24 protein-coding genes and 1 riboswitch are annotated in these 25,365 nt (G+C 54.9%); of the genes, 17 read left to right on the forward strand and 7 right to left on the reverse strand.

Annotated elements, in window-relative coordinates:
• Positions 1–31: 31 nt before the first annotated feature.
• Positions 32–934 (reverse strand): LysR family transcriptional regulator, encoded by a 903-nt coding sequence (locus tag DCH402_RS16195; RefSeq protein WP_040002254.1) that lies wholly within the window; start codon positions 932–934, stop codon positions 32–34.
• 191 nt (positions 935–1,125) lie between these two features.
• On the opposite strand from DCH402_RS16195, the gene DCH402_RS16200 reads away from it, so the two are divergent.
• The 6 genes from DCH402_RS16200 (at position 1,126) to DCH402_RS16225 (ending at position 7,963) form a co-directional block, all read left to right on the forward strand.
• Positions 1,126–2,100 carry an alpha/beta hydrolase gene (locus DCH402_RS16200; RefSeq protein WP_040002255.1) on the forward strand — a complete coding sequence of 325 codons (975 nt, stop codon included), beginning with the start codon at positions 1,126–1,128 and terminating at the stop codon, positions 2,098–2,100.
• Positions 2,101–2,904: 804 nt separating this feature from the next.
• Positions 2,905–3,603 carry a 4Fe-4S dicluster domain-containing protein gene (locus DCH402_RS16205; RefSeq protein ID WP_040003667.1) on the forward strand — a complete coding sequence of 233 codons (699 nt, stop codon included), beginning with the start codon at positions 2,905–2,907 and terminating at the stop codon, positions 3,601–3,603.
• On the forward strand, positions 3,596–4,552 hold the full coding sequence (gene nrfD, locus DCH402_RS16210; RefSeq protein ID WP_040002256.1) for a cytochrome c nitrite reductase subunit NrfD: 957 nt from the start codon (positions 3,596–3,598) through the stop codon (positions 4,550–4,552). Before DCH402_RS16205 ends, nrfD begins: the two co-directional genes overlap by 8 nt.
• A 2-nt stretch (positions 4,553–4,554) precedes the next feature.
• Entirely contained in the window at positions 4,555–5,928 is a 1,374-nt protein-coding gene (locus tag DCH402_RS16215) for an MFS transporter (RefSeq protein WP_040002257.1), read from the forward strand.
• 56 nt (positions 5,929–5,984) lie between these two features.
• A complete protein-coding gene (locus DCH402_RS16220; RefSeq protein WP_027712966.1) occupies positions 5,985–6,329 on the forward strand; it encodes an FMN-binding protein in 345 nt (114 codons plus the stop codon).
• Positions 6,330–6,391: 62 nt separating this feature from the next.
• Complete coding sequence (locus DCH402_RS16225) at positions 6,392–7,963, forward strand: FAD-dependent oxidoreductase (RefSeq protein WP_040002258.1); 1,572 nt, start codon at positions 6,392–6,394, stop codon at positions 7,961–7,963.
• A gap of 63 nt (positions 7,964–8,026) precedes the next feature.
• Here DCH402_RS16225 and alkB read toward each other — a convergent pair whose 3' ends face one another.
• Entirely contained in the window at positions 8,027–8,680 is a 654-nt protein-coding gene (gene alkB, locus DCH402_RS16230) for a DNA oxidative demethylase AlkB (RefSeq protein ID WP_040002259.1), read from the reverse strand.
• 98 nt (positions 8,681–8,778) lie between these two features.
• Between alkB and DCH402_RS16235 the strand changes: the two genes are divergently transcribed.
• The gene (locus DCH402_RS16235; protein ID WP_040002260.1) at positions 8,779–9,453 is read left to right on the forward strand and encodes a DNA-3-methyladenine glycosylase family protein; all 675 of its coding nucleotides are present in this window, start codon (positions 8,779–8,781) and stop codon (positions 9,451–9,453) included.
• A 68-nt stretch (positions 9,454–9,521) separates the two neighbouring features.
• Here DCH402_RS16235 and DCH402_RS16240 read toward each other — a convergent pair whose 3' ends face one another.
• Positions 9,522–9,986, reverse strand: coding sequence for a multidrug/biocide efflux PACE transporter (locus DCH402_RS16240; RefSeq protein WP_040002261.1), 465 nt, complete (start codon positions 9,984–9,986; stop codon positions 9,522–9,524).
• A 106-nt stretch (positions 9,987–10,092) separates the two neighbouring features.
• Here DCH402_RS16240 and DCH402_RS16245 point away from each other — a divergent pair, with 106 nt between their 5' ends.
• The 3 genes from DCH402_RS16245 (at position 10,093) to tehB (ending at position 14,135) form a co-directional block, all read left to right on the forward strand.
• Positions 10,093–10,959, forward strand: a complete 867-nt coding sequence (locus DCH402_RS16245; protein WP_040002262.1) for a LysR family transcriptional regulator — start codon at positions 10,093–10,095, stop codon at positions 10,957–10,959.
• A 438-nt stretch (positions 10,960–11,397) separates the two neighbouring features.
• On the forward strand, positions 11,398–13,041 hold the full coding sequence (gene fumA / locus DCH402_RS16250; protein WP_040002263.1) for a class I fumarate hydratase FumA: 1,644 nt from the start codon (positions 11,398–11,400) through the stop codon (positions 13,039–13,041).
• A 221-nt stretch (positions 13,042–13,262) separates the two neighbouring features.
• Positions 13,263–14,135: an SAM-dependent methyltransferase TehB gene (gene tehB / locus DCH402_RS16255; RefSeq protein ID WP_040003669.1), complete on the forward strand. Its 873-nt coding sequence runs from the start codon at positions 13,263–13,265 to the stop codon at positions 14,133–14,135.
• 85 nt (positions 14,136–14,220) lie between these two features.
• Here the strand turns inward: tehB and ribB are convergent, their stop codons facing one another.
• Entirely contained in the window at positions 14,221–14,874 is a 654-nt protein-coding gene (gene ribB, locus DCH402_RS16260) for a 3,4-dihydroxy-2-butanone-4-phosphate synthase (protein ID WP_040002264.1), read from the reverse strand.
• A gap of 128 nt (positions 14,875–15,002) precedes the next feature.
• A riboswitch (FMN riboswitch) is annotated at positions 15,003–15,163 on the reverse strand.
• A 160-nt stretch (positions 15,164–15,323) separates the two neighbouring features.
• Between ribB and ubiK the strand changes: the two genes are divergently transcribed.
• On the forward strand, positions 15,324–15,608 hold the full coding sequence (gene ubiK, locus DCH402_RS16265) for a ubiquinone biosynthesis accessory factor UbiK (protein ID WP_040002265.1): 285 nt from the start codon (positions 15,324–15,326) through the stop codon (positions 15,606–15,608).
• Between the two features lie 56 nt (positions 15,609–15,664).
• On the opposite strand, the gene yjeH is transcribed toward ubiK, so the two are convergent.
• Positions 15,665–16,918: an L-methionine/branched-chain amino acid transporter gene (gene yjeH, locus DCH402_RS16270; protein ID WP_040002266.1), complete on the reverse strand. Its 1,254-nt coding sequence runs from the start codon at positions 16,916–16,918 to the stop codon at positions 15,665–15,667.
• Between the two features lie 162 nt (positions 16,919–17,080).
• A complete protein-coding gene (gene zipA / locus DCH402_RS16275) occupies positions 17,081–18,025 on the reverse strand; it encodes a cell division protein ZipA (RefSeq protein WP_040002267.1) in 945 nt (314 codons plus the stop codon).
• Positions 18,026–18,248: 223 nt separating this feature from the next.
• Here zipA and cysZ point away from each other — a divergent pair, with 223 nt between their 5' ends.
• The 5 genes from cysZ (at position 18,249) to crr (ending at position 23,152) form a co-directional block, all read left to right on the forward strand.
• Positions 18,249–19,019 carry a sulfate transporter CysZ gene (gene cysZ / locus DCH402_RS16280; RefSeq protein ID WP_040002268.1) on the forward strand — a complete coding sequence of 257 codons (771 nt, stop codon included), beginning with the start codon at positions 18,249–18,251 and terminating at the stop codon, positions 19,017–19,019.
• Positions 19,020–19,194: 175 nt separating this feature from the next.
• Positions 19,195–20,163 carry a cysteine synthase A gene (cysK, locus tag DCH402_RS16285; RefSeq protein WP_040002269.1) on the forward strand — a complete coding sequence of 323 codons (969 nt, stop codon included), beginning with the start codon at positions 19,195–19,197 and terminating at the stop codon, positions 20,161–20,163.
• A 405-nt stretch (positions 20,164–20,568) separates the two neighbouring features.
• Entirely contained in the window at positions 20,569–20,826 is a 258-nt protein-coding gene (gene ptsH / locus DCH402_RS16290) for a phosphocarrier protein Hpr (RefSeq protein ID WP_012770938.1), read from the forward strand.
• Between the two features lie 47 nt (positions 20,827–20,873).
• On the forward strand, positions 20,874–22,601 hold the full coding sequence (gene ptsI / locus DCH402_RS16295) for a phosphoenolpyruvate-protein phosphotransferase PtsI (RefSeq protein ID WP_040002270.1): 1,728 nt from the start codon (positions 20,874–20,876) through the stop codon (positions 22,599–22,601).
• Between the two features lie 41 nt (positions 22,602–22,642).
• Positions 22,643–23,152, forward strand: coding sequence for a PTS glucose transporter subunit IIA (gene crr, locus DCH402_RS16300; RefSeq protein WP_012770940.1), 510 nt, complete (start codon positions 22,643–22,645; stop codon positions 23,150–23,152).
• Between the two features lie 179 nt (positions 23,153–23,331).
• On the opposite strand, the gene DCH402_RS16305 is transcribed toward crr, so the two are convergent.
• Complete coding sequence (locus DCH402_RS16305; RefSeq protein WP_040002271.1) at positions 23,332–23,892, reverse strand: winged helix-turn-helix transcriptional regulator; 561 nt, start codon at positions 23,890–23,892, stop codon at positions 23,332–23,334.
• Positions 23,893–24,371: 479 nt separating this feature from the next.
• Here DCH402_RS16305 and DCH402_RS16310 point away from each other — a divergent pair, with 479 nt between their 5' ends.
• Entirely contained in the window at positions 24,372–25,337 is a 966-nt protein-coding gene (locus tag DCH402_RS16310) for an enoyl-CoA hydratase-related protein (RefSeq protein ID WP_040002272.1), read from the forward strand.
• The last annotated feature ends 28 nt before the right edge of the window (positions 25,338–25,365 follow it).

Below are 25,365 nucleotides of genomic sequence, written 5' to 3' on the forward strand. Positions count from 1 at the left end.
CCCGAGAACCGTGCTCCTTTTCCATCAGCCATTATTCACGCCGTATCGGATGATTGTGTTCCATAAAATCCAGAAAACGGCGCACCATCGGAATGCTGGCGCTGCGTTTAAGGTAGCTTACGGCAAAGGTACGGGTGATCGGCGTAGCGACCGGACGAATGGCGATATCGTACCCCTTCAGGCTGTTTGCCACCGAGGTGCACAGAAACACCACCCCACCGTGATGCATCACCAAATCCATAATGATGTCGAGATTGCTGCACTCGCGAAAGCAGGTATCCGCCAGCCCGGCACGGCTGAACGCCGCCGACACCGCCGCATGTTCGCCGGTGCCTTTCTGCGGCACAATCGGCCGCTCCAGCGCCAATTGCTCCAGCGTCAGGCTGGGGTGCTCCGCCAGCGGATGGCCGGCCGCCATCACCGCCACCAGATTGTCATCCTGGAAAATGGTGTGATTAAACAGCGGATCCTGCAAATAATCATCAAACGGCGTAGAGAGCGACACGTGAATCTCGGCGTTTCGAACCTTTTCCAACAGGTCGCTGCTCACGCCATCAATAAAAGACAACTCGATATTCGGGTGCTGTTTCTGAAATAGCGTAAACACATCGTAGTATGTCAACCGGTTGAAGATAGGAATCACCCCGACCATCAGGGCGCCATCCTGACTTTCTTCGTACGATTGCACAAATTGTTCTACATCATAATACTCGCGAATCAACGGCTTGATTTTTTCGTCAAACGCCTCGCCGAATGGCGTTAACGCAAATTGCCGGGTGGTGCGATTAATCAGTTTTCGTTCCAGCTCCTGCTCCAGTCGGGATATTTCCTGAGAAAGAAAAGCCTGTGAGATATTGAGTGATTTAGCCGCACGGGTAAAACTCCCTTTCCGTACCAGCTCATGGTAATAGAGTGCTCGTTTTATACTTATCATGATTATATTTATTTATAACCTTACCGAATACTAATTATATTAACTTGCAAAAATACTAATGTGAGATTAAGCACATTTGCATTAATCCCAGCTATGATAGCCTGCATGATGACTTTTCCTGCGTTCGTCTACCTACTTGCATATTGATTCAAAAAACAATTCTTGGATAATAATTTTTTAAGGAATAATTCATGCGTACCCCGCCACTCAAGATGATACTGTTATCTTCCGTTATGATCGCCGGAGCCGCTCAGGTTACCAGTACGATGGCAGCAGACAACATCCATGAACTGACCCTGACCCCGCGCCAGCCGTCGGTTAAACTGATTTCCGACGTGGTTTACGCCCAGGTGCCGATTCGTGGCTACCCCAACGTCGCGTTGAAGATGGATATCCTGCAGCCGGAAGCCAAATCACCACAGCCCGCCGTGCTGTTTATTACCGGCGGCGGCTTCGTTAACGCCAATAAAGACAACTACATCCAGCAACGGCTGAAACTGGCGGAAGCCGGCTACGTGGTCGCCAGCATGGAATACCGCGTCGCACCCACCGTGCTATTCCCGGCACCGCTGGAAGACGTGAAATCCGCCATTCGCTATCTGCGCGCCAACGCCGGTAAATTCGGCATCGATGCCGGTCATGTGGCGGTGTTCGGCGCTTCCGCCGGCGGCTATCTGGCGGCATTCGCCGGCACGACCAGCGGCAACAAGCAATTTGACCGTGGCGAACACCTCGATCAAAGCAGCCAGGTTCAAGCGGTGATCGACTTCTACGGCCTGTCGGACCTGACCCGCGTCGGCGAAGGCTTCCCGGACGAGGTAGTGCAGAAACACACCTCGCCGTCCGCCACCGAAGCGATTTGGGTCAACGGCACCGCGGTATTCAACGAGGGCGGCCCGATTACCCGCTTCCCGGAGAAAGCCGCCGCCGCCAACCCCATCAACTATATCAGCAAGAACACGCCGCCCTTTTTAATCATGCACGGCAGCGCCGATACGCTGGTTTCCCCGCGTCAAACCGAAATCCTGCACCGGGCGCTGGTAGCCCAAGGTATTAACAGCACCTATTACGTGGTGAAAGGTGCGGAGCATGGCGGCGTTTACTGGATGCAACCGGAAATCATGCAGAAAGTGATTCAGTTTCTGGACCGTCAGTTGAAGCCATAACCGGCTGATCGTCATTAATGGCTGATAGTCATTAATCAGTTGATCGCCATTTCGCTGAAACGCCTCGTTAGAGGCGTTTTTTTATTCTTCGCTTTTTATGTATATACACAAAATAATTCGAGTTGCAGGAAGGCGGCAAGTGAGTGAATCCCGATGAGCTTACTCAGGTAAGTGATTCGGGTGAACGAACGCAGCCAACGCACCTGCAACTTGAAGTATGACGGGTATATACCCTAAATAATTCGAGTTGCAGTAAGGCGGCAATCGAGCGAATCCCCAGGAGCTTACACAAGTAAGTGACTGGGGTGAGTGAGGGCAGCCAACGCACCTGTAACTTGAAGTATGAAGGGTATAGACAAAAATAACGTACCGCGCGATTGAACTATTGCGCCACATCATTTTTATTCATTTTGGCCAGAAAAGGGTTTTATTATACAAATCAAAAAGACATATTAACAACAAAAACAAACAACAAAAATAACATTAATAATAAAACTCACGACAATAATAACATTATTTTGGCCAGTTATCGTATTTTGCAATTATTTTTATCCGGATATACAAAAAGTTAAATGTGAAGCGCGCCACATATCCCGTCTGGTGCGCGTGTTCCAATTATTCCCATCAAGATATTTTATTTTCCGACACGCGTTATTTTCAAACACCTCTTATTTTTAATATATGAGAATTGTTGTTATTCACTGTGCGCACTCATGACGGGTGAATAAGAAAATAAAAAGAGATTTATTGCAGAGCAGAGAGTCGTTGCTGCAAACCGATATTCGATTTCTGAAAGGTTATTTTATGGAAAATTACACCCGACGCCGTTTTATTGCCATTATGGGCAGTGCGCTGGCCGTTTCCGGCAGTGGTTTGCCGGCCGCCGCGCAGGAAACCACGGCGCCTTCCGTCGGCCCGCGCCCCGTCAAATACGGCATACTGCACAACGAGCTGCGCTGCATCGGCTGCAAAGCCTGTATGACCGCCTGCCGTAAAACCAACCAGGTGCCGGAGGGCGTCACCCGGCTGGATATCATACAAACCGTCGATATCCCCGCCACCGACACCAGTAAACCCGTCAAACAGTTCTTTCGTCAGTCTTGTCAGCACTGCGATAACCCGCCCTGTGTGTCCGTTTGCCCGACCGGCGCGTCGTTCAAAGACGCACTGACCGGCATTGTCGACGTCAACGACAAACGCTGCGTCGGCTGCCGCTACTGCATCGCCGCCTGCCCGTACCACGTACGCTTTATCAACCCGGTAACCAATACCGCGGATAAGTGCAATTTTTGTCGGGAAACCAATCTGGCGGCCGGCAAAAGACCGGCTTGCGTCGAGATCTGCCCGACCAAGGCGCTGGTATTCGGCGACCTCAACGATCCGGACAGCGATATCTCGAAAATGATCAAAAGCAATCCTATCTACCGCAGCAAAGTCTACCTGGGCACCGGCCCCAACCTTTACCGCATACCGGGTAAATACGGAGAGAGCGATCATGCATGATGCCTTTCATTTTCATTCGCTGGTGTGGGACTGGCCGATCGCCGTTTACCTGCTGTTGGTGGGGATCTCATCCGGGATGATGGTGTTGACGTTGCTGTTTCGCCGCTACCTGCCTGCGGAAAATCAACACGCCAACCCGTTGATTACCGCCACGGCGATCGTCGCGCCGCTGTCGGTGGTAGTCGGGCTGGTTATCCTGATTTTCCACCTCGCCCGCCCCATCACCTTCTGGTATTTGATGATTTTCTATAATCCCCATTCCATCATGTCGCTGGGGGTAATGCTGTTTCAGGTGTACATGCTGGTGATGTTCCTGTGGCTTGCCAGCCTGTATCGCCAACCGCTGCTGGCCTGGAGCGAACACCGGTTGCCGGCAGCATTGCACGCGTTGCTAAACCGGGTGGTCGCCCTGGTCACCCGCGGCATACGTCCGGTGGAAAATGTGCTGCTGGTGCTGGCGTTGCTGCTCGGCTGCTACACCGGCTTTTTGCTCTCGGCGTTGAAATCGTTCCCGTTGCTGAATAACCCGGTGTTGCCGGTGCTGTTTCTGGTGTCCGGCGTCACGTCCGGCATCGCGGTGTTGATGATGGTCGGCACCTCGGCGCGTAGCCGACGTGATTGCCCGCAGACTCTGCACCTGTTGCACCACCTGGAAAAACCGGTCGCCTTGATCGAGCTGTTCCTGCTGTTTGCTTTCTTCATCGGCCTGATGCTGGGCGGCGGCCAGAAAGCGGTGGCGGCGCAGGTTGCGCTGAGCGGATTCTGGGGTGGTGTATTCTGGATCGGTATTATCGGCCTCGGCATGCTGGCGCCGCTGGCGGCGGGCAGCCTGCCTGCAATGCAACGCCGTATCACCGCCCTGCCGCGCATCGCCGCCGGCCTGACGCTGCTGGGCGTGTTCCTGCTGCGGTTGTTCGTGCTGTATGCCGGCCAGATGACGGTAGCCTGACCATGACCGGCCCACGCGCACTCTTCTGGCTGGCTTCGGTGGCGTTCTTCATGCAAGCGCTGGACACCACCATGCTGTACGTCGCCGTACCGGCGATAGCACGCTCGTTACACCAGCCGGTCCTGCGTATGGAGCCGATCGTCATGGCGTATGTCATCACCGTCGTGGCCTTTACCCCCATCAACAGTTGGCTGAGCCAGCATCTGGGAGAGCGCCGCACTTGTCTCGCCGCCCTGACTGTCTTCACCGGCGGCGCGCTGCTGTGCTTCCATGCCGACACCGCGTTTCAACTGGGTTTGGGCCGTTTTATTCAGGGCGCCGGCGGCGCGTTGCTGCTGCCGGTGATTCGCACGCAAGTTCTGCGATACACCCCCGCCGACACCCGGCTGTCGTTCCTCAACCGTATGACCTTGCTCGGCATGTTCGGCACGCTGACCGGGCCGCTGCTGGGTAGCCTGCTGACCGACGGATTATCCTGGCGCGCCATTTTTATCGCGCCGGTTCCGCTGGCGCTGCTGTGCCTGTGGCTGGCGTGGCGCATCCTGCCGGCGGATACCCACGCCAGTCGCTGCCGGGTTTCGATGGGCAACCTGCTGCCGCTGGTCGGCATTCTGCTCACGGTCACCCTGCTGCTGGCGGCGGCGCCGCGCCATTTGTTGTCGCTGCCGGTCATGGTGCTGCTGGGTCTGGCCGGCATCCTGTGCACCTTGTGCTACCTGCGTAGCGATCCGCCGGGGCGTGAAGCGTTGCTGCCGGTTTCGCTGTTCGGCATTCGTTCCTTTTATGTCGGCGTCTGGGGCGGCGTGCTGACCCGGTTACTGCTGGCTTCGCTGCCGGTGGTGATGTCGCTGGTAATCCAGACGTCGCTGGGCCTGCCGCCCGCGACCGCCGGGCTGATCATGCTGATGTTTTCGGCTGGCGCGCTGCTGGCCAAACTGATGTTCGAACCGCTGATTCGCTGGCTGGGTTACCGTAACGTGCTGATGTACGGCACGTTGCTGGCCTCCGCACTGGTCCTGCTGCTGGGTCTGGCCATCCAGCACCGCTTACTGCCGGTGATTGGCCTCTGCGCCGTCGCTATTGGCCTGATGACCGCGTTGTTGCACTCGGCGGAAAGCACGCTGGCCTGTTGCCACCTGAACAGCGACACCTACAACAGCGGCAATAACATCATGATTCTCAGCCAGTTGATTGCCGTCATGCTCAGCATGGCGCTGACTTTCCCGGCGCTACGCCTGTTTTCTCAATGGGAACCGCTGCTGAACATCAACCACTTTAGCCTGCTGCTGTTACTGCTCGGAACCGGATTACCGCTGAGTTGCCTGTTGTTTCGCCACCTCAGCCATGAAGAAGGGAAAACGTTGCTGGCGCGCTAGCCTGCTGCGGGTTCCTGTTTATTGATGATGTCAACCAAACAGAGTGAATGCACGTTATGAAGAAAAGTTCCATCAAATTATTGGGTTGCCTGTTGCTGATCGCCGGGGCGGCCGTCGCCGAAGACCAGTTTAAAGCCGGAACCTACTCTGCGACCGGACAAGGCATCGGCGGTGACGTGACGGTCACTCTGGATATCGATGCCAAAGGCGTGGTGCAAAAAGCCACTATCGATGCACCGAACGAAACCCCGGAAGTCGGCGGGGAAGCGGCCAAAGAACTGGAGAAAACCATGACGGAGAAAAAGACCATCAGCGTCGATGGCGTCTCCGGCGCCACCATGACCAGCGGCGCGGTGCATGAGGCCTCACAGGCGGCCTACGCCAAAGCCAAAGCGAACTGAATACCGGACGACGCGCCGAACACCGACGCGTCATTCCACGCGTAAAATAAAAGGAAAATAATATGGTTCAATACCGAAAAAAACTCCTTGCGGCTCTGTGCCTCTCGGTACTGGGAATCACGTCCGCTCAGGCATCAGGGCAACCCGAGCCTGCCGCCGAGCCGGCTAAAAACGCCGAATCGGCCAAACCGGTCGAGATCCCCAAGAGCGCCGACGTGGTCGTGATCGGTGCAGGCGCTGCGGGTACGGCGGCCACTATGGCGGCGGCCGAGAAAGGCGCCAGCGTGGTGTTGCTGGAGAAACAGCCCGCCGTCGGCGGTACCGGCAATTTCGCGGAAGGTATCTTCGCGGCCAACAGTTCGATGCAGAAACGCCAGGGTATCGTGGTTACGCCTGATATGGCCTTTAAGACCATCATGGAATACAGCCACTGGATGGCGAACCCGTATGTGGTTCGCACCTTCGTCAATCGCTCCGCCGACACCATCGAATGGGTGAAATCCAAAGGCATCAAGTTTGAATACATCGGCCCCGGCGGGCCGGGCGGAATGCTGACCTGGCACGTTATCGACGGCCCCGGCCACGGTCGTTACCTGATCAAAACCTTCCATGAGCAGTTTAAAAACATGAAGGTTACGACGTTGGTGAAAACCGCGGGTAAAGACCTGGTGATGAAAGACGGCAAAATTACCGGCGTGATCGCTGAAGGCAGCGACGGTAAACCGTTCCAGATCGACACCAAAGCGGTGATCGTCGCCACCGGCGGCTATGCCAACAACAAAGAGATGCTGCAAAAATACGTCGCCATGCCCGACACCATCATGGTGGGCAACATTGGTAAAGACGGCGACGGCATCAAAATGGCGTGGAAAGCCGGTGCAAAAGAAGAAGGCATGGGCGTGGTGCAGTCTTATCGCCCTGGTCTGCCGGAGTATGCCCCTAACTCCCAGATGCTGGCCGCGGCTCGCCAGCCGTACCTGTGGGTAGACAAAACCGGACGCCGCTTCACCGATGAATCCATCGTCATCATTTGGCCGCACGCCGGTAACGCGCTGGCGAAAGCGGGCGGCGTGATGTATTCCGTCTTTGACGAGGAAACCCGCAAGCACGTGGTCAACGACGGTATCGATGTGCCGATCGGCGAATGGGTCATCGCCAATACCAAGCTGGTGAAATTTGACGACGAGTTCGCCAAAGAGAGCCAGAAAAACCGGGGCTTTGTCTTCAAAAGCAACAGTATTGAAGACCTGGCCAAACAGATGGCCGTCGACCCGGCCGTGCTGAAACGCACCATTGAAGACAACAACCGCTATGCGGCGCAGAAACGCGACGAAGTCTTCAACAAAAACATGGACTATCTGCGCCCGGTGAAAACCGGTCCGTTCTATGCCGTGAAGATGATGCCGGCCGCGCTCGGTACGCTCGGCGGCGTGAAGATTAACGAGAAAATGGAAGCCGTCAGCCCGACTGGCAGCGCGGTGCCTGGCCTGTACGTCACCGGTAACGATGCCGCCGGTATGTACGGCGACACCTATGACTTGCTGTTGGGCGGCGGAACGTTCGGCTTTGCGCTCAACTCTGGTCGCATGGCCGGCGAAAACGCTCTCGATTACATTCATTTCAGCGCGAAGTAACGCCTGAAATCCTACCTGTCGTCCCCCACGCCGTGGGGGACTTTCACACTTTACGAAACGTCTTCACACTTTACGAAACGTCAGATTCAGGCGCACCTCATCGGACATTCCCATCGGCAGCGGCCCGCGTTTTAGCGGCAAAATCGCGTGATAATTCAGCCGGGACGCACCGCCCCACACCACCACATCGCCGTGCATCAGCGCCAAGCGCCGGCACGAATCGCTGCGTTTCCTCCCACCGAACAGAAACACCGCGCCTAACCCCAGCGAAACAGAGACGATCGGCTGGCGCAAATCCCGCTCATCCCTGTCCTGATGCAACGACAGCTTGGCACCAACGGCGTAACGGTTAATCAGGCAGGCATCGGGCGCAAACCCGTCATACCCGGCCTCGTGCGCCGCCGCCTGCGACAAGCGCAAAAAGCACGCCGGTATGGCAGGCCACGGTTCGCCGGTCAGCGGATCCTGCGCACTGTAGCGATACCCCAGCTCGTCGCTCACCCAGCCTAGCGGCCCGCAATTACTCATCGCCACCGACATGGTGTACCCGCCCGGCGTCACCATCTGCCGGAAAGGGGCTTGTTGCGTCACCGTTTCCAGCGCGGCCAGCAGCTCGTCGGCCTGTGACCAGGCAAAGCCGCGCAACCACATCGCACCGGGTGCCAGCGTTTCATTGCGGCGTTCCGGCGGCTCATCGGTAAACAGTTCGAAATTCATGCACAAACCTGTTCAAATAACCAGTAGAATTGAGTATATATCTCTTCACAGAGCATTGCCTGCTGAAATCAATCGCCAATCATTAAGGATGCCAATCAATGACGCCATCTTCCCTCCCGTTCGACGAACCTCAGGCTCTCGCCCATTTGTCCGCGATTGATGCGCACTGGGCGCGGTTGATCGACGGCGTCGGTCATATTCGCTTTGAGAGCCGCCCGGCGCGGGAACCTTACGAGGCGCTGATCCGGGCAGTCGCCAGCCAGCAGCTCAGCAACCGCGCCGCCGCCGCGATCATCAGCAAGCTACAGCAACGTTTTGCCGTAGGGGAAAACGGTTTTCCCGCCGCCGAACAACTCGCGACATGTGAAGCGGAGATCCTACGCCAGTGTGGTTTTTCCGCCCGTAAAATCGACACGGTGAAAGGCATTGCACAGGGCGTACTGAGCGGATTGGTACCTGATAGAGCGGCAGCCGAACATCTGGATGACGACACGCTGATCGAACGGCTTTGCACCTTGAAAGGCATCGGTCGCTGGACGGTAGAAATGCTGTTGATCTCCACGCTGGAGCGGATGGACATCATGCCGGTGGACGATCTCGGCATCAAACAAGGGTTTCGTTACCTGTATCGTCTGCCGCAGGACCCGACGCGTAAAGCGATGTTGGCGCTGAGCGAACCCTGTCGCCCCTACCGCACGTTGGCGGCCTGGTATTTGTGGCGCATTCCCCATATGCCGGATTACGCCGAATACCGGGCATCGTTACGTCAGTAAACGGCGTATGAAAACAAGCCCGAAGCCAGGAGCAGGCAATCGTTCACGCTCTTGCTTCGGATGCCGGGCTAACGCCCCTGTATAACGGTGGTCAGCAGCCGTTCGCGCAGCACATCGTATAGCCAGTTATAAGCCATGGTGTACGGCAGGAAGAACAGGAAGAAACCGATCTCCACCATCAGCGCCTGCCACAACGTGATATTCAGCATCCAGGCGGCCAGCGGCAAACCGATCAGAATAAAACCGCCTTCGAAGCCCAGAGCGTGTCCAGCTCGTACCCACCAACCGCGTTTCATGCGGCTGACCGGCCACAAGCGATCAAACAGGCTGTTGTACACCACGTTCCAGACCATCGCCACGCTGGATAACATGACCGACAGCGCCCCCACCTGCAAGATCGAGCGCTCAAGCACCCAGGCGCCGATCGGGGCGCAAATCAGCAATGCCATCACCTCGAAGCCGATAGCATGTGCTATCCGCTCACGGAATGTTTTTTGCTGATGATGCACTGTCTGCCGGGTTTTCTGTTGCATGCTTTCCTCCTTCTGATGATGCAGCGACGCTAACGGGTTGCCATTTTCATCTAAATAATCAATAGTTCTAAATTAGAATCCATCTAGAAAATCGATAGAGGCAGCGATGCGCTATTCTCCTGAATCCCTGCTGGCATTTCTCGCCACCGTGAATACCGGCTCGTTTTCCGCGGCGGCACGCCACCTGCAAAAGAGCCAATCCACCGTCAGCACGGCGGTGGCGAATCTGGAAGCTGACCTGGGATTGCAGTTGTTCGACAGAGGTGGTCATCAGCCGGTGCTGACGGAGGAAGGGCGTAAGGTGCTCAGCCATGTCAAAGCGATTCTTTCCGCCAGCGAAGCGCTGGACGAACTGGCGATCCGTCTGGCGGATAAAGTCGAACCGCGGCTGACCTTTGTGCTGTCGGACACCTGGCAGTGCCGCCACTATTACCCGGTATTGCAGCGCTTCGCCGGGCGCTTTCCCGATGTCGAGTTCGAGTGCCTGATTGCGGAAGACGAAGACGTGGTGGAGTTGTTGCAGTCGCAGCGCGCCCACGTCGGCGTGTTGCAGGCGCAGGTACATTACCCCATCGACATTGCGGTATCCCGGTTGCAGGTGAAAACCGAAATGGCGGTGTATGTCGCCCGCACGCACCCGCTGGCGCAACAGAAACAGGTGACGCAGGAACAACTCGCCACAGTGCGTCAGCTCTGCCTGCATACCTACAGTCAACGGGAGCGCCCACCTGCCGAAGGCACCGGTTGGTCAACGCCGTCGTATCTGATGTTGCTGGAAATGGCGGAGCAGGGTTTTGGCTGGAGCATCCTGCCGCGCTGGCTGGTAGACGAATACGCCCAAAACCGGCTGGTGGAACTGCCGCTGTCGGGCTGGCCGCGACAAATTGAAGTGGATATCGCCTGGTCGCGCCCGTCGCCTCCCGGCCCGGCAGGGCTATGGCTTATCGATACTCTGCTGGAACAGCGTGAATAATAAAACCAACGCACCGGCAACGTGGAGTATGGCGGGTTAAACCTTATTTATTTAATGGGCATTAATCGCTGATGCACATTGTGCTTAATTAATTTAAATAAATAACTTAATATGGCGCCCGTCATGTCACGTTTATCAATATCAACATCCTGTTTCTATCTGAGATATATTTTCAACGAAAACATGACGAAGATAAAAATAATGTGACTTGTCAGCGTGGTACTCCTTGTCATAAAGCCATAGTATGTGAGGCGGTATCCCTCAAGGGGCGCAACCGGCGCACGTTAAGGAATATCACCCACGTTTATTGCTTTTGTCGTCGTGCCAGAGGCGATTGACACCACAACGATGGACACAACAATAAGACCGGCACAAAAGCCTTAGGCGGAAATAAGACCCGATACATCACTCAATTATGCGGCTGCAAGTGAGAAGAAAATGTCGAATAAACCGTTTTATTATCAAGATCCGTTTCCATTAGCGAAAGATAAAACCGAATACCGTTTAATCAGCAGCGACTTTGTTTCCGTCAGCCAGTTTGAAGGCCAGGATATTCTCAAAGTCGACCCACAGGGGCTAACCTTGCTGGCTCAGCAGGCATTCCACGACGCCTCTTTCCTGTTGCGCCCGTCACACCAGCAACAAGTCGCCGATATTCTGCACGACCCGGAAGCCAGCGAAAACGACCGTTATGTCGCCCTGCAGTTCCTGCGTAACTCCGAAATCGCCGCCAAAGGCATCCTGCCGACCTGTCAGGATACCGGCACCGCCATTATCGTCGGTAAAAAAGGCCAGCGCGTGTGGACCAACGGCAACGATGCCGAAGCGCTGTCGCACGGGGTTTACAACACCTTTATCGAAGACAACCTGCGCTATTCCCAGAACGCGGCGCTGGATATGTACAAAGAGGTCAACACCGGCACCAACCTGCCGGCGCAGATAGACCTCTACAGCACCGAAGGCGATGAGTATAAATTCCTGTTCGTCACCAAAGGCGGCGGTTCCGCCAACAAAACCTATCTGTATCAGGAAACCAAAGCGCTGTTGTCACCGGGCAAGCTGACCAATTATCTGGTGGAAAAAATGCGTACGCTGGGCACCGCAGCTTGCCCGCCGTACCACATTGCCTTCGTCATCGGCGGCACCTCGGCGGAAACCAACCTGAAAACCGTGAAACTGGCTTCCACCCACTACTACGACGAACTGCCGACCGAAGGCAACGAGCATGGTCAGGCGTTCCGCGACGTAGCGCTGGAACAGGAACTGCTGGAAGAAGCCCGTAATCTGGGGCTCGGCGCCCAGTTCGGCGGTAAATACTTCGCCCACGACGTGCGGGTGATCCGCCTGCCGCGTCACGGTGCTTCCTGCCCGGTCGGCATGGGCGTGTCCTGCTCGGCAGACCGCAACATCAAAGCCAAGATCAACCGTCAGGGCATCTGGCTGGAACAGTTGGAAACCAACCCCGGCAAATACATCCCGGAACACCTGCGTCAGGCCGGCGAAGGCGAAGTGGTGCGTATCGACCTGAACCGCCCGATGGCCGACATTCTCAAAACGCTGTCGCAGTACCCGGTTTCCACTCGCCTGTCGCTGAACGGCACCATCATCGTGGCGCGCGACATTGCGCACGCCAAGCTGAAGGAACTGCTGGACAACGGCGGCGAACTGCCGCAATACGTGAAAGATCATCCGATCTATTACGCCGGCCCCGCCAAAACGCCGGAAGGCTATGCCTCTGGTTCGCTCGGTCCGACGACCGCTGGCCGAATGGACTCCTATGTTGACCTGCTGCAATCCCACGGCGGCAGCATGATCATGCTGGCCAAGGGCAACCGTAGCCAGCAGGTCACCGACGCCTGTAAGAAACACGGCGGTTTCTATCTCGGCAGCATCGGCGGCCCGGCGGCGATTCTGGCGCAGAACAGCATCAAGAGCCTGGAATGCGTGGAATACCCGGAACTGGGTATGGAAGCTATTTGGAAAATCGAAGTGGAAGACTTCCCGGCCTTTATCCTGGTGGATGACAAAGGCAACGACTTCTTCCAGGTGATCCAGTCGCAGAAATGCACCCGCTGCGGCTAAGATTATCGCCTATCGGATGCTGACCAAGGGGATGGCTGATGCCATCCCCTTTTTTATCACATCGCTTCGGCTCTATTCAGTCCTATTGCGCCCGGCACACCGATGGCGCATTATCACGATAATTTAATGCATTATAAATGCAACTTATAGATATCCCGCTAAACAACGCATAAAATGGCGTCAGAAACTGAATCAACGAGGCCACTATGCACGAAACCACTATGCAAGAAACACAAGACTTGCTGTGCTATAAACAGATGCCGGTATGGAACAGCAGTACGCTGCCTGCGGCATTCCAGGAAAAACACAACACCAAAGAAGGCACCTGGGCGAAGCTAGATATTATAAAAGGCGAGATGACGTTCGACCTGCTGACGGAACAAGGTGAAACCACAGAGCGTTTCCAGTTCTCGCCGCAACAACAACCCCCCTATATCGAACCGCAGTGCTGGCACCGCATTGTCTCGTTTTCAGACGATCTGGAATGTCAATTGGGCTTTTACTGCACGGCGGAAGACTATTACCACAAAAAATATGAGCTGACGCGCACCCACTCGGAAGTCATCAACGCCCTGCGTTATGTGCAACCGGGGAAAGCGCTGGATCTGGGCTGTGGCGGCGGGCGTAACGCGCTCTACCTGAACCTGAAAGGGTTTGACGTCACCGCCTGTGACAAGAACGCCATGAGTATTGATAAGCTCAATCACATCATTGCCGATGAATCACTCAGCCGGATTGAGGCGTTCGTCCACGACATCAATCAGGCCGATGTTCGTCATCAGTACGATTTTATCCTGTCGACGGTAGTATTCATGTTTCTGGAGCGGGCCTGCATCCCGGCTATCGTCAGCAACATGCAGGAGCACACGGTTGCCGGTGGCTATAATCTGATTGTCGCCGCCATGTCCACCGACGATTTCCCCTGCCCACTGCCGTTCTCGTTTACCTTTGGGCACAACGAATTACACGACTATTACCGAGACTGGGAGATCGTAAAATACAACGAAGATGTCGGGGAATTGCACAAAACCGACGCCGACGGCAACCGCATCAAACTGCGCTTTGCCACGCTGCTGGCTCGCAAACCCGCCTGAACCTGACACCCCAAAAACACCATGCCTGAAAAAACACAGGGCCGGAAAACCGGCCCTGTGGCGATGCGATGTTGTCTGGCGACAATCAGTTGGCTTTACACTCAGCCGCCTGACGGTAAGCCACCAGATCTTCGATAGTCAGCACCGGCATATTGTGCTGTTTCGCAAAGGTGATCACTTCCGGCGCATGCGCCATAGAACCATCGTCATTCGTCAGTTCGCACAACACGCCGAACGGTTTGAACCCCGCCAGACGCATCAAATCCACCGTCGCTTCGGTATGACCACCACGCGCCAGCACGCCGCCCGGTTGCGCACGCAGCGGGAACACATGACCAGGGCGATTCAGATCGCTCGCACGGGCATCATCGGCAATCGCCGTGCGAATCGTCGTCAGGCGATCGGCGGCGGAGACGCCGGTAGTGACGCCTTCAGCGGCTTCAATCGTGACGGTGAACGCGGTCTGATAATGGCTGGAATTGTTTTCCACCATCATCGGCAGTTCCAGCTTCTGGCGACGTTCTTCGGTGAGACACAGACACACGATGCCGCTGCCATGGCGAATGGTCAGCGCCATTTGTTCAACGGTCATGGTTTCGGCCGGGAAAATCATGTCACCTTCGTTTTCCCTGTCTTCATCGTCCAGCACCATCACGCCGCGGCCTTGACGCAACGCATCCAGCGCACGTTCAACGCGTTCAACAGGGGTACCGAATTCGGAAAGTAAAGTCTGATTCATGGTAAAAAAACCTCATTGTTAATATGGATTACCAGAACCAGGGCGAACTTGAGGAGTCGCTGATGCAAGCTGAAAAACAGCGGCAAAAGCGCAAAAATAACGCGGGCAGGCGCTAACCTGTCAGAAACCGTTACTCTCTCCCATCCGGACTATTACCGTCGGCCCCGGAATTACACCGGATCTGCTGACCTCAAACGATACCGCTTGAGCGCTCGCGGGCTTTCAGTCGGCCTTAGGCGCAAACTGGTTTACCGCCGGTGGGGAATTGCACCCCGCCCTGAGAATAAGCAGAGTTACTATAACGCTAACCGAAGAGAGGGGCAATCGCTAACCCTACTGATAGATCGCAAAATTCATAAGATACAAATCACTTTTTGTTTATACCGAGCAGGTCTGGCATTACACTGAGAACATATCCACCGTTTCGTCAAACAGTTCAGGAAAGCGTCATGATTGACCCGAAAAAGTTAGAGCAAATTGCTCGTCAGGTGCAAGAATCCATGCCGAAAGGCATCCGGGAATTTGGCGAAGATATGGAGAAGAAAATCCGTCAGATTTTACAGTCGCAGTTGGGCAAGCTGGACGTGGTCAGCCGTGAGGAATTCGATGTACAAACCCAGGTGCTGCTGCGTACTCGTGAGAAACTGGCGTTGCTGGAACAGCGCGTGAGCGCACTGGAAGCAAAAGCCGCCGGCAGCGAAGCCGGGCAGCAACCGCCCGCCGACCCGCAGTAATCCCCACGGCGGCGCTACGCCAGACAGGGCCTCGGCCCCTGTCTGGTTGTCCGGCGCTAACCGGTCGCAACAGCCTCGTGTTTTGCAGGCAGCATCAGCCACAGCACCGCCAGCATGCCTAACGCATACAGCGACTTCCAGCCCAGCGTCAGCAACAACGCTACGCACAATACACTTCCAACGCCCGCCATCACCCGCGAACGGCCATGCAGCAGCCGCCATCCCGCCAACATGCACAGCAGATAAATCAAAATAAAAATGCCGTTGGCGTAAACGATCAGTTCAGACAACGGCAGTTGCAGCCAATAGATAAGCAGACAGCAGATCAGGCAGCAGGCCACTACCAGCGATAACGCATTCACCGGCGCACGCGATGCGGATAAACGTGCCAGACGGCTCCCTTCCGGTGCTTGCGACCACACCAGCCGGGCAAAACCCTGAGTATAGATATTCACGCTGGCGAAACAGGCGAGATAACCCACGATGCAGGCCAGCCACAATGCATGGTCGCCGAATAGCCGCACCACCACGCCGGGCAGCGATGCGGTGGCCGCCTGACGGGGGCCGTAAGCGCCGAAATGCAGTACTGCGACGGTACATCCCCAATAGACGGCGCCGGCCAGCAACATACCGATCAGCAACGCGCGTGGAAAATCACGCTCGGGTGACCTGAATTCAGTCGCCAGATGCGCAAAAGCCTCCAGTCCGACAAAGCACCAGAACATCACCGCCAGCGCATCCAGCATCTTCACACCGTTAATCTCCGCGAGTGCGGGCCACGGTATCTGAGACAACGTTATCTGTCCCTTCCACCAGATCGCCGCCACCAGCAACACCACCAGCAGCGCAATCAGCGTCTGCACCGTCGCGCTGGAACCGGCGCTACGCATTCCCAGCAGCCAAATCACCGCCAGCGTCAACAATTGCACCAACAGTAAGCCACCGGCACTCAACCCAAAGGCCGCCTGCCAGAAACCAGACGCAATCTGCATTGCCGCGGGCAAGCCAACCGGGATTACGGATAAGAATAACCAGCCGGTCACTCTGGCTAAACGGGGGCCGAACGCCAGCCGGACAAAATGCGCCGCGCCGCCGGCATTCGGAAAGTGTCGGCCCAACGAAGCAAAAGCAATCGCAATCGGAAACACCAGGCCAATCAGCAGCGGCCAGGCCCACAGGCTATCGCCCCGCGACTGCTCCGCCACCAATGCGGGCACAGCAAACACGCCGGTTCCCAACAACGAGGTCGACAATAACCCGATGCCCTGAACCAGCCCCAACTCCTGTCTTAAGGTATTCTTACCGCTCACTGTCTGCACCTTGCCGCCAGCCGACAGGTTTACTGCCCGACACCGACATACTGAACGCGATCGCTGCATGAACGATTGCGGTGAAAGTAAAAAGCCCCCGAGAACGGAGGCTTGTGAAAAGAGAGAGCATTAACGATACGCTACCGTTATTCGCCCCGAGCGTTATTCGCCCTGAGCGCTGTTCGCCTTGAGCACATCGCGAATACGGGCTTTATACGCTTCCACCTTCTGCGGCGTCATCAGGCGACGCTCGTCATCCAGCACCACGCCGCCGACATCATCGGCGATACGTTGAGCGGATTGCAGCATCAGCTTGAAATTCTGACTCGCATCGCCATACGAAGGCACCATCATGAAAATCGACACGCCCGGCGTGGTAAATTCCGACATGGCTTCCACGTTGAAAGAACCGGGTTTAACCATGTTAGCCAGACTGAACAACACCGGCCCACTGCCGGCCGGATTAACATGGCGGTGGAAGATGTTCATTTCACCGAACTGGAACCCCGCCTGCAACACGCTTTGCAACAGCAACTCGCCGCCAATCACGCCGCCCTGATGAGCCGCTACGTGCAAGACCAGCACCGCTTCTTGCGGTGGTTCATGTTGCACCTGTGGCTCATGTTGTACCGTTGCCGGCGCGTCAGGCACAGGATCAGGTTGCCGGTGATAGGTTTCCGGCACCGGCTCATTAACCGCTTGTACAGGCTCTGCCGACTGGGATGGCGGCTGCTGATAGCGAGGCTGCGGTTCTGCATGTGGCGTAACAGGCTGGCGCAACGGCGCTGGTGGTTCAACATCGTCCAGTAACGGGTCATACACCGGCGATTCCTGCCTGAAGGCGGGCTCTGGACGCTCGCCTGAAGGCGCATAATCGCCGGACGGCGTATTTTTCTGGCTGCGGGAAGAGGTTACCCGCACTTCACCAACCCCGTCGTCAAGCTCCTCCAGCGGGGCGTCATCACGCTTTGGCTTCAGGCGTTTTACCGGACGATCGCGGAAAAGGGACGAGCGCTCCTTACGGCTTGTCCAAAGACCATGCAGTAACAGTGCTATAATTGCGATCGCGCCAACGACAATCAAGATCAGACGCAGGTCCTGCATCATTGCTATCCCAGTTATTCCAATACATTGCCACTACGGCAAATACACATACCTCTAACTGTATTTGCCTGTGTACCCAAGTGCAAGTCCATGCACTAGTTTATGATAATAAAGATCGACTGCGGGCATTTTTTTGCCGTTTTTTCATGCAAATCGCAACTAGCCAGTCGAAAACCATCCCGATATGATGCCGTAACCTGCATATCCTAAGGTGAGAAACCGCACCATGTCTTACACGCAACACCTTGATCCCAAACACAGCGGCCTGCATTATTTTCTGAAAGGCTGGCAACTGCTGTCGTTACCCGGCATTCGCCGTTTTGTCATTCTTCCTATGCTGATGAATATCCTGCTGATGGGCGGCGCTTTTTGGTGGCTATTTCGCCAGTTGGGAAACTGGGTTCCGCAACTTATGACCCATGTACCGGAATGGCTACAGTGGCTGAGTTACCTGCTCTGGCCGCTGGTGACCCTCTCCGTATTGCTGGTGTTCAGCTATTTCTTCAGCACCCTTACCAATCTGATTGCCGCACCGTTTAATGGGTTACTGGCAGAGCAACTGGAAGCCCGGCTAACCGGTCAGCCGCTGCCGGCCAGCGGAATACTTGATATCGCCAAAGACGTCCCGCGCATTATGCGGCGCGAAGTGCAAAAACTGGCCTATTATTTACCCCGTGTACTGGTGCTACTGCTGCTGTATTTCGTGCCCGGCGTCGGCCAGACGATCATACCGGTGGTATGGTTTCTGTTTGGCGCCTGGATGCTGGCAATCCAATACTGCGATTATCCGTTCGACAATCACAAGGTCGGTTTCGTCACCATGCGAGAGGCATTACGGCAGAACAAACTGACCAATCTGCAATTTGGCGCGCTGGTCAGCCTGTGCACGATGGTGCCGGTGCTGAATCTGTTAATCATGCCGGTCGCCGTCTGCGGCGCGACGGCCTTATGGGTCGATCGTTACCGTCATCTTTCCGGTACGCAGCCACGGGCGTAACCGGGAACCTTGAGCGGGAAAAATGTCGGAGTATCGATGTTCTATAACTGGATGTTGGGAAAAACATATTTCCTCAGAACATATCGATATAGCGATTCTTTCCTTCACTGGTTTTCCCGAACAGGTATTCTCTCTGTGGTTCGCAAAAATTTCATACAGTTATTAAGGACGGGCTATGAGTAAGATCTACGAAGACAATTCTTTCACTATCGGCCATACGCCGCTGGTTCGTCTGAATCGCATCGGCAATGGGCGTATTCTGGCTAAGGTGGAGTCACGTAACCCGAGCTTCAGCGTCAAATGCCGCATCGGTGCCAACCTGATTTGGGATGCCGAAAAACGCGGTGTGTTGAAGCCCGGCGTCGAACTCGTAGAGCCGACCAGCGGTAATACCGGTATTGCGCTGGCGTATGTAGCGGCGGCGCGCGGTTACAAACTGACGCTGACCATGCCGGAAACCATGAGCCTTGAGCGCCGTAAGTTACTTAAAGCGCTGGGCGCCAATCTGGTGCTGACTGAAGGCGCCAAAGGCATGAAAGGCGCTATCGCCAAAGCCGAAGAAATCGTGGCCGGCGACCCGCAGCATTATCTGTTGCTGCAGCAGTTCAGCAACCCGGCCAACCCGGAAATTCATGAAAAAACCACCGGTCCGGAAATCTGGGAAGACACCGACGGTGAAGTCGATGTGTTTATCGCAGGTGTCGGCACCGGCGGCACATTGACCGGCGTTAGCCGCTATATCAAGCAGACCAAAGGCAGGGCGATTATCTCCGTGGCCGTTGAGCCGACCGACTCGCCGGTCATCACCCAGGCGCTGGCCGGCGAAGAAATCAAACCCGGTCCGCACAAGATCCAGGGGATCGGCGCAGGGTTTATTCCAGCCAACCTGGACCTGAAATTGGTCGATCGTGTCGAGCGTATCACCAACGAAGAGGCGATCAACACGGCTCGTCGCCTGATGGAAGAAGAAGGTATTCTGGCAGGGATTTCCTCCGGCGCAGCGGTAGCAGCAGCGATTAACCTGTTGAAAGAAGAGGAATTTGCCAACAAAACCATCGTCGTAATCCTGCCTTCTTCCGGTGAGCGTTACCTCAGTACCGCACTCTTTGCCGATCTGTTCACCGAGCAGGAATTACAGCAGTAAGTCATCCTTCTCGCGAGTGTGATTCAAAAGTTAAAAAAGCACCCTTCCGGGTGCTTTTTTGTGGCAGAGTTCAAACTTTCTGTTACTTGCACATTGCTTTTCCGCGCCAGGTTTAGTATTTAACCGGACAATTATTTTGATGCGTGAAATTAATATCCGGCAGAGCCCCCACATACGGATATCATTCTTGCGACATGAAGCTGCAGGGCCGGACGCTTTATTACCGCAGGAACAACGAGCAAGGGGCATTACCGACTTAACCAGGGGTAAACGCACTCCGTTTCCCTTACCGCATCCCGGCCTGTCCTGAACCAGTCAGGGCAACCAAGCAAGCTAAAGTTCAGCACATACACTAAACTTTAGTTCCACAACATGAACCTAATCCAACAAGTTGGGGAAAACAGAATGTTCAAGCAAGAAGTAACGATTACCGCGCCAAATGGTCTGCACACTCGTCCTGCCGCACAGTTCGTGAAAGAAGCTAAAGGCTTTACCTCTGAAATCACCGTCACCTCCAACGGTAAAAGCGCCAGCGCGAAAAGCCTGTTCAAACTGCAGACTCTGGGTCTGACTCAAGGGACTGTCGTAACGATTTCTGCCGAAGGTGAAGACGAGCAGCAAGCCGTTGAACATCTGGTTAAACTGATGGCTGAGCTTGAGTAAACGGCCCGCTATCTTTAGTGAACATCAGAATCAAGTAAGGTAGGGTTATGATTTCAGGCATATTAGTATCACCGGGTATTGCTTTTGGTAAGGCGCTGCTACTGAAAGATGACGAAATTGTCGTCAACCGGAAAAAAATCTCTGCAGACCAGGTCGAGAAGGAAATCGAGCTTTTCCTGACCGGCCGCGCCAAAGCGTCACAGCAACTGGAAGCCATCAAGCAAAAAGCCGCTGAAACGCTGGGGCCAGAGAAAGAAGCCATCTTCGAAGGGCACATCATGCTGTTGGAAGATGAGGAATTCGAGCAGGAAATCATCTCCCTGATTAAAGACGAGCATGCGTCTGCGGACGCGGCGGCGTTTTCCGTCATCGAGACCCAGGCGAAAGCGCTGGAAGAACTGGATGATGAATACCTGAAAGAGCGCGCCGCAGACATGCGCGATATCGGCAAGCGCCTGCTGAAGAACATCCTGGGCCTGCATATCGTTGATCTGGGCGACATTCAGGACGAAGCGATCCTGATAGCCAAAGATCTGACCCCGTCTGAAACCGCACAGTTAAACCTGAAAAAAGTGCTGGGTTTCATTACCGATATCGGCGGCCGTACCTCCCATACCTCGATCATGGCGCGCTCGCTGGAACTGCCCGCCATCGTGGGTACTACCGACGCCACCCAAAAAATCAAGAATGGCGATTTCATCATTCTGGATGGGGTGAACAACAAGATTTATCAAAATCCTGATCAGGCGACGATTGACCAGCTCAAAGCCGTTCAGGAGCAGTACAACACCGAAAAATACGAGCTCGCCAAACTCAAAGATCTGCCTGCCATCTCGCTGGATGGTCATCAGGTTGAAGTGTGCGCCAACATCGGTACCGTGCGCGATATCGCAGGGGCTGAACGTAACGGTGCCGAAGGCGTGGGTCTGTATCGCACCGAGTTCCTGTTCATGGACCGCGATGCCCTGCCGACCGAAGAAGAGCAGTTCCAGGCGTACAAAGCCGTCGCCGAAGCGATGGGCGCTCAGGCCGTGATCGTGCGTACCATGGACATCGGCGGCGACAAAGACCTGCCGTACATGAATTTGCCGAAAGAAGAGAACCCGTTCCTCGGCTGGCGCGCGATTCGTATCTGCCTCGATCGCAAAGAGATTCTGCATTCGCAGTTGCGCGCTATTCTGCGTGCCTCCGCGTTCGGCAAACTGCGCATCATGTTCCCGATGATCATCTCGGTAGAAGAAGTGCGTACGCTGAAAGCCGAACTGGAGATGCTCAAAGCCCAGTTGCGTGCCGAAAACAAAACATTTGATGAAACCATCGAAGTCGGCGTGATGGTGGAAACCCCGGCCGCGGCGGCCATCGCCCATCACCTGGCGAAGGAAGTTGACTTCTTTAGTATTGGGACAAATGACTTAACCCAGTATACTCTGGCGGTAGATCGTGGGAACGAGCTGATTTCTCATCTCTATAACCCGATGTCTCCGGCCGTGTTGACCTTGATTAAGCAGGTAATCGACGCTTCCCATGCCGAAGGCAAATGGACCGGCATGTGCGGTGAACTGGCAGGTGATGAACGTGCTACACTACTGCTGCTGGGAATGGGTCTGGATGAGTTCAGCATGAGTGCCATCTCGATTCCTCGCATCAAGAAAATTATTCGCAATGCCAACTACGAAGATGCGAAAGCGCTGGCGGAGCAGGCATTAGCCAAGCCGACAGCAGAAGAGTTAAGCAGTCTGGTAAGCCGGTTCATTAAAGAAAAGACGCTTTGCTGATACCGCTGTGCTGACCCAATATTAATGCTTAGGAGAAAATCATGGGTTTGTTCGATAAACTGAAATCTCTGGTTTCTGACGACAAGAAAGAAACCGGCAGCATCGAAATCATTGCCCCGTTATCTGGCGAAATCGTCAATATCGAAGACGTGCCTGATGTCGTCTTTGCTGAGAAGATCGTTGGCGATGGTATCGCTATCAAACCTAGCGGTAACAAGATGGTTGCACCCGTAGACGGCACCATTGGTAAAATCTTCGAAACCAACCATGCGTTTTCTATCGAATCAGACACGGGCATTGAGCTGTTCGTTCACTTCGGTATTGATACCGTTGAACTGAAAGGCGAAGGCTTTAAGCGTATCGCCGAAGAAGGGCAACGCGTCAAAAAAGGCGATGTGGTGATCGAGTTTGATTTGCCGTTGCTGGAAGAGAAAGCCAAGTCCACTCTGACTCCGGTCGTGATCTCTAACATGGATGAGATCAAAGAGCTGATCAAACTGAACGGCACCGTAGTCGTTGGGGAAACCCCGGTTATCCGCATCAAGAAGTAAGCGAATCTCATGCACCTGTAGGTGCAATGCGTAACGCATTAATCCTTTAAGAACGCCGCGACAAATAAATGTTGCGGCTTCTTTTTTGCGGCTTGTTTTATAGCTGTATCTTGCTCATTTAGTCCTAGAGACTATCCCAGTAGGCGTTATTGGCGCAGCCAGTTTGGACTCGGGAAGCCCTAATGAGATAGGCTCTTAGGTTCGGAGACTGAGTCGTCCTCCAAACGCGTCGTAGTATCGCCCTCATATCGGCGATTGGTGTGAGAAAGTCGCCAGCGCACCAAATCATCCGCACCTGGCCCTTCTTCAAAGGCAATATCCTCACCGCTTAGCAGCTCACCGGTGTTCTGATCGATGAAGCTCCACCGCACATCGGCACCGGTTTTTCGATTCACGAATTTTAACGGCGGCGCTGAAGCGCCGGATAGACCCAAGCGATCCCCAATCTGAGAGAGCATCACCATGATCGGTGCAAGTTGCCGACCATGCGGAGTTAAGAGGTATTCAAATCGTTCAGGATTGACTTGATAGCGCCGCCGCTCAACCAGACCATTGGCCTCGAGGTGTTTGAGTCGGTTGCTCAGTGTCGCATTGGTGACGCCGGATGATTGACGTAGCTCGTCATATCGGCTGATGCCGAAGACAAGATCACGCAGGATCAACAGCCCCCAACGATCGCCAATTGCGGCCATAACGCCGGCAATTGAACACACCATCCCATCAAAACTTTTCGATCGCATAAGCCCTATCCCCAATCCGGCACCTTGCATAAACCATTAATTATATACCCGTCATACTTCAAGTTGCAGGTGTGATCACCGCAGATCCAGCATTCGGGCAGGTGCTTGCGCGGCCACTCACTCTTATTATAAGATTGACTATGCGCACTGATGCTTCGGCAGGTTGAAGTCATAAAGTGATCCTGTCTCACCATGATCACGGCAACGCCCCAGACAGAGGCGTTCACACTTGCTGTCGCACAAGACGACCAACGTCATTCCCAGTCTCAGGACTACCTGGTGATTGTTTGCCATACGCCAGGGCTTTTTAATATTCGGGTTTACCTGTCAGCGTCATACGACGCGTCGACCGTCTGATGCTGTTCACCGGGTCACCGTCAGCATGTCACTGAGTGGATAGGCTGAACCCGGGCATTCGGTGGCGTTGTCAGTGTGATGTTGAGCGGGCACGGCAGGCAACCCAAACTGGAGCGTCATAAGTGGAAGAAAAACTTGATTTAACGCGCCGTACATTGATTAAGGCAACCGCTACCCTCGCCGCCGCCGTACCGACAATAGCGATGGCGACATCCGCAGCACTTGGTGCAGAACAGACACCCTCCCCCGCGACAGAAACAGCGACGCAACCAACAACCCTCGCTGAAGTTCCGCCTGGGCCAAACACAAAATTATCGATCGAACGCCGGGGGCAAGTGGTGTTATTGGGGCTCAATCGCCCTGCCATCCAAAACCGCATCGATCCTGAAACATTTCAGGCACTGGCAAGAGCCATATACGACTACGATCATGATCCCTCTCTGCGAGCGGCTATCTTATTCGGTCACGGCGACAATTTTTCTCGGGGTATTGATGTGGATGCCTATAAAGCAACCGTCAATAACAACGGAAATATTCTGGCGGGCCTGACTCACGTCATCAGTCCGCTTAATTATGGCCCGATCCGGCGTTCCAAACCGCTCATCGCCGCCGTGCACGGCGACACATGGAATATGGCTCACGAGCTCTTCTTGTCAGCAGATATCCGGGTTGCAGCAGCCAATACCAAGTTTGGTCAGGATGAAAACTCCCACGGACGTTTCCCCGGAGGAGGCTCAACCGTTCGATTCGTACGCGAGGCCGGCTGGGGCAATGCCATGCGATTCATGCTGACAGGGGACCATTGGGGAGCGGAGGATGCCTATCGCATGGGAATATTGCAAGAGATCGCCGAAACGCCCCAGGCAACGCTAGACAGAGCCATAGCTATCGCCAACAAAATCGCGGCATGCGGCCCAATCGGCATACAAACCACGCTGGCATCGGCGCATCTGGCCATTGATTCCAGTGAGGCCATAGCCTTCGCCCAACTCGGCGCACAGTACAGCGCGCTTTATCGCACCAAGGATTTTATCGAAGGCATGGCTGCACAAGCCGAAGGCCGTCCCCCCCTATTTCATGGCCATTAATCAGGCGGTGAGTATCACCGCCTGATTA

This window comes from Dickeya chrysanthemi NCPPB 402, assembly GCF_000406105.1.
Lineage (GTDB): Bacteria > Pseudomonadota > Gammaproteobacteria > Enterobacterales > Enterobacteriaceae > Dickeya > Dickeya chrysanthemi.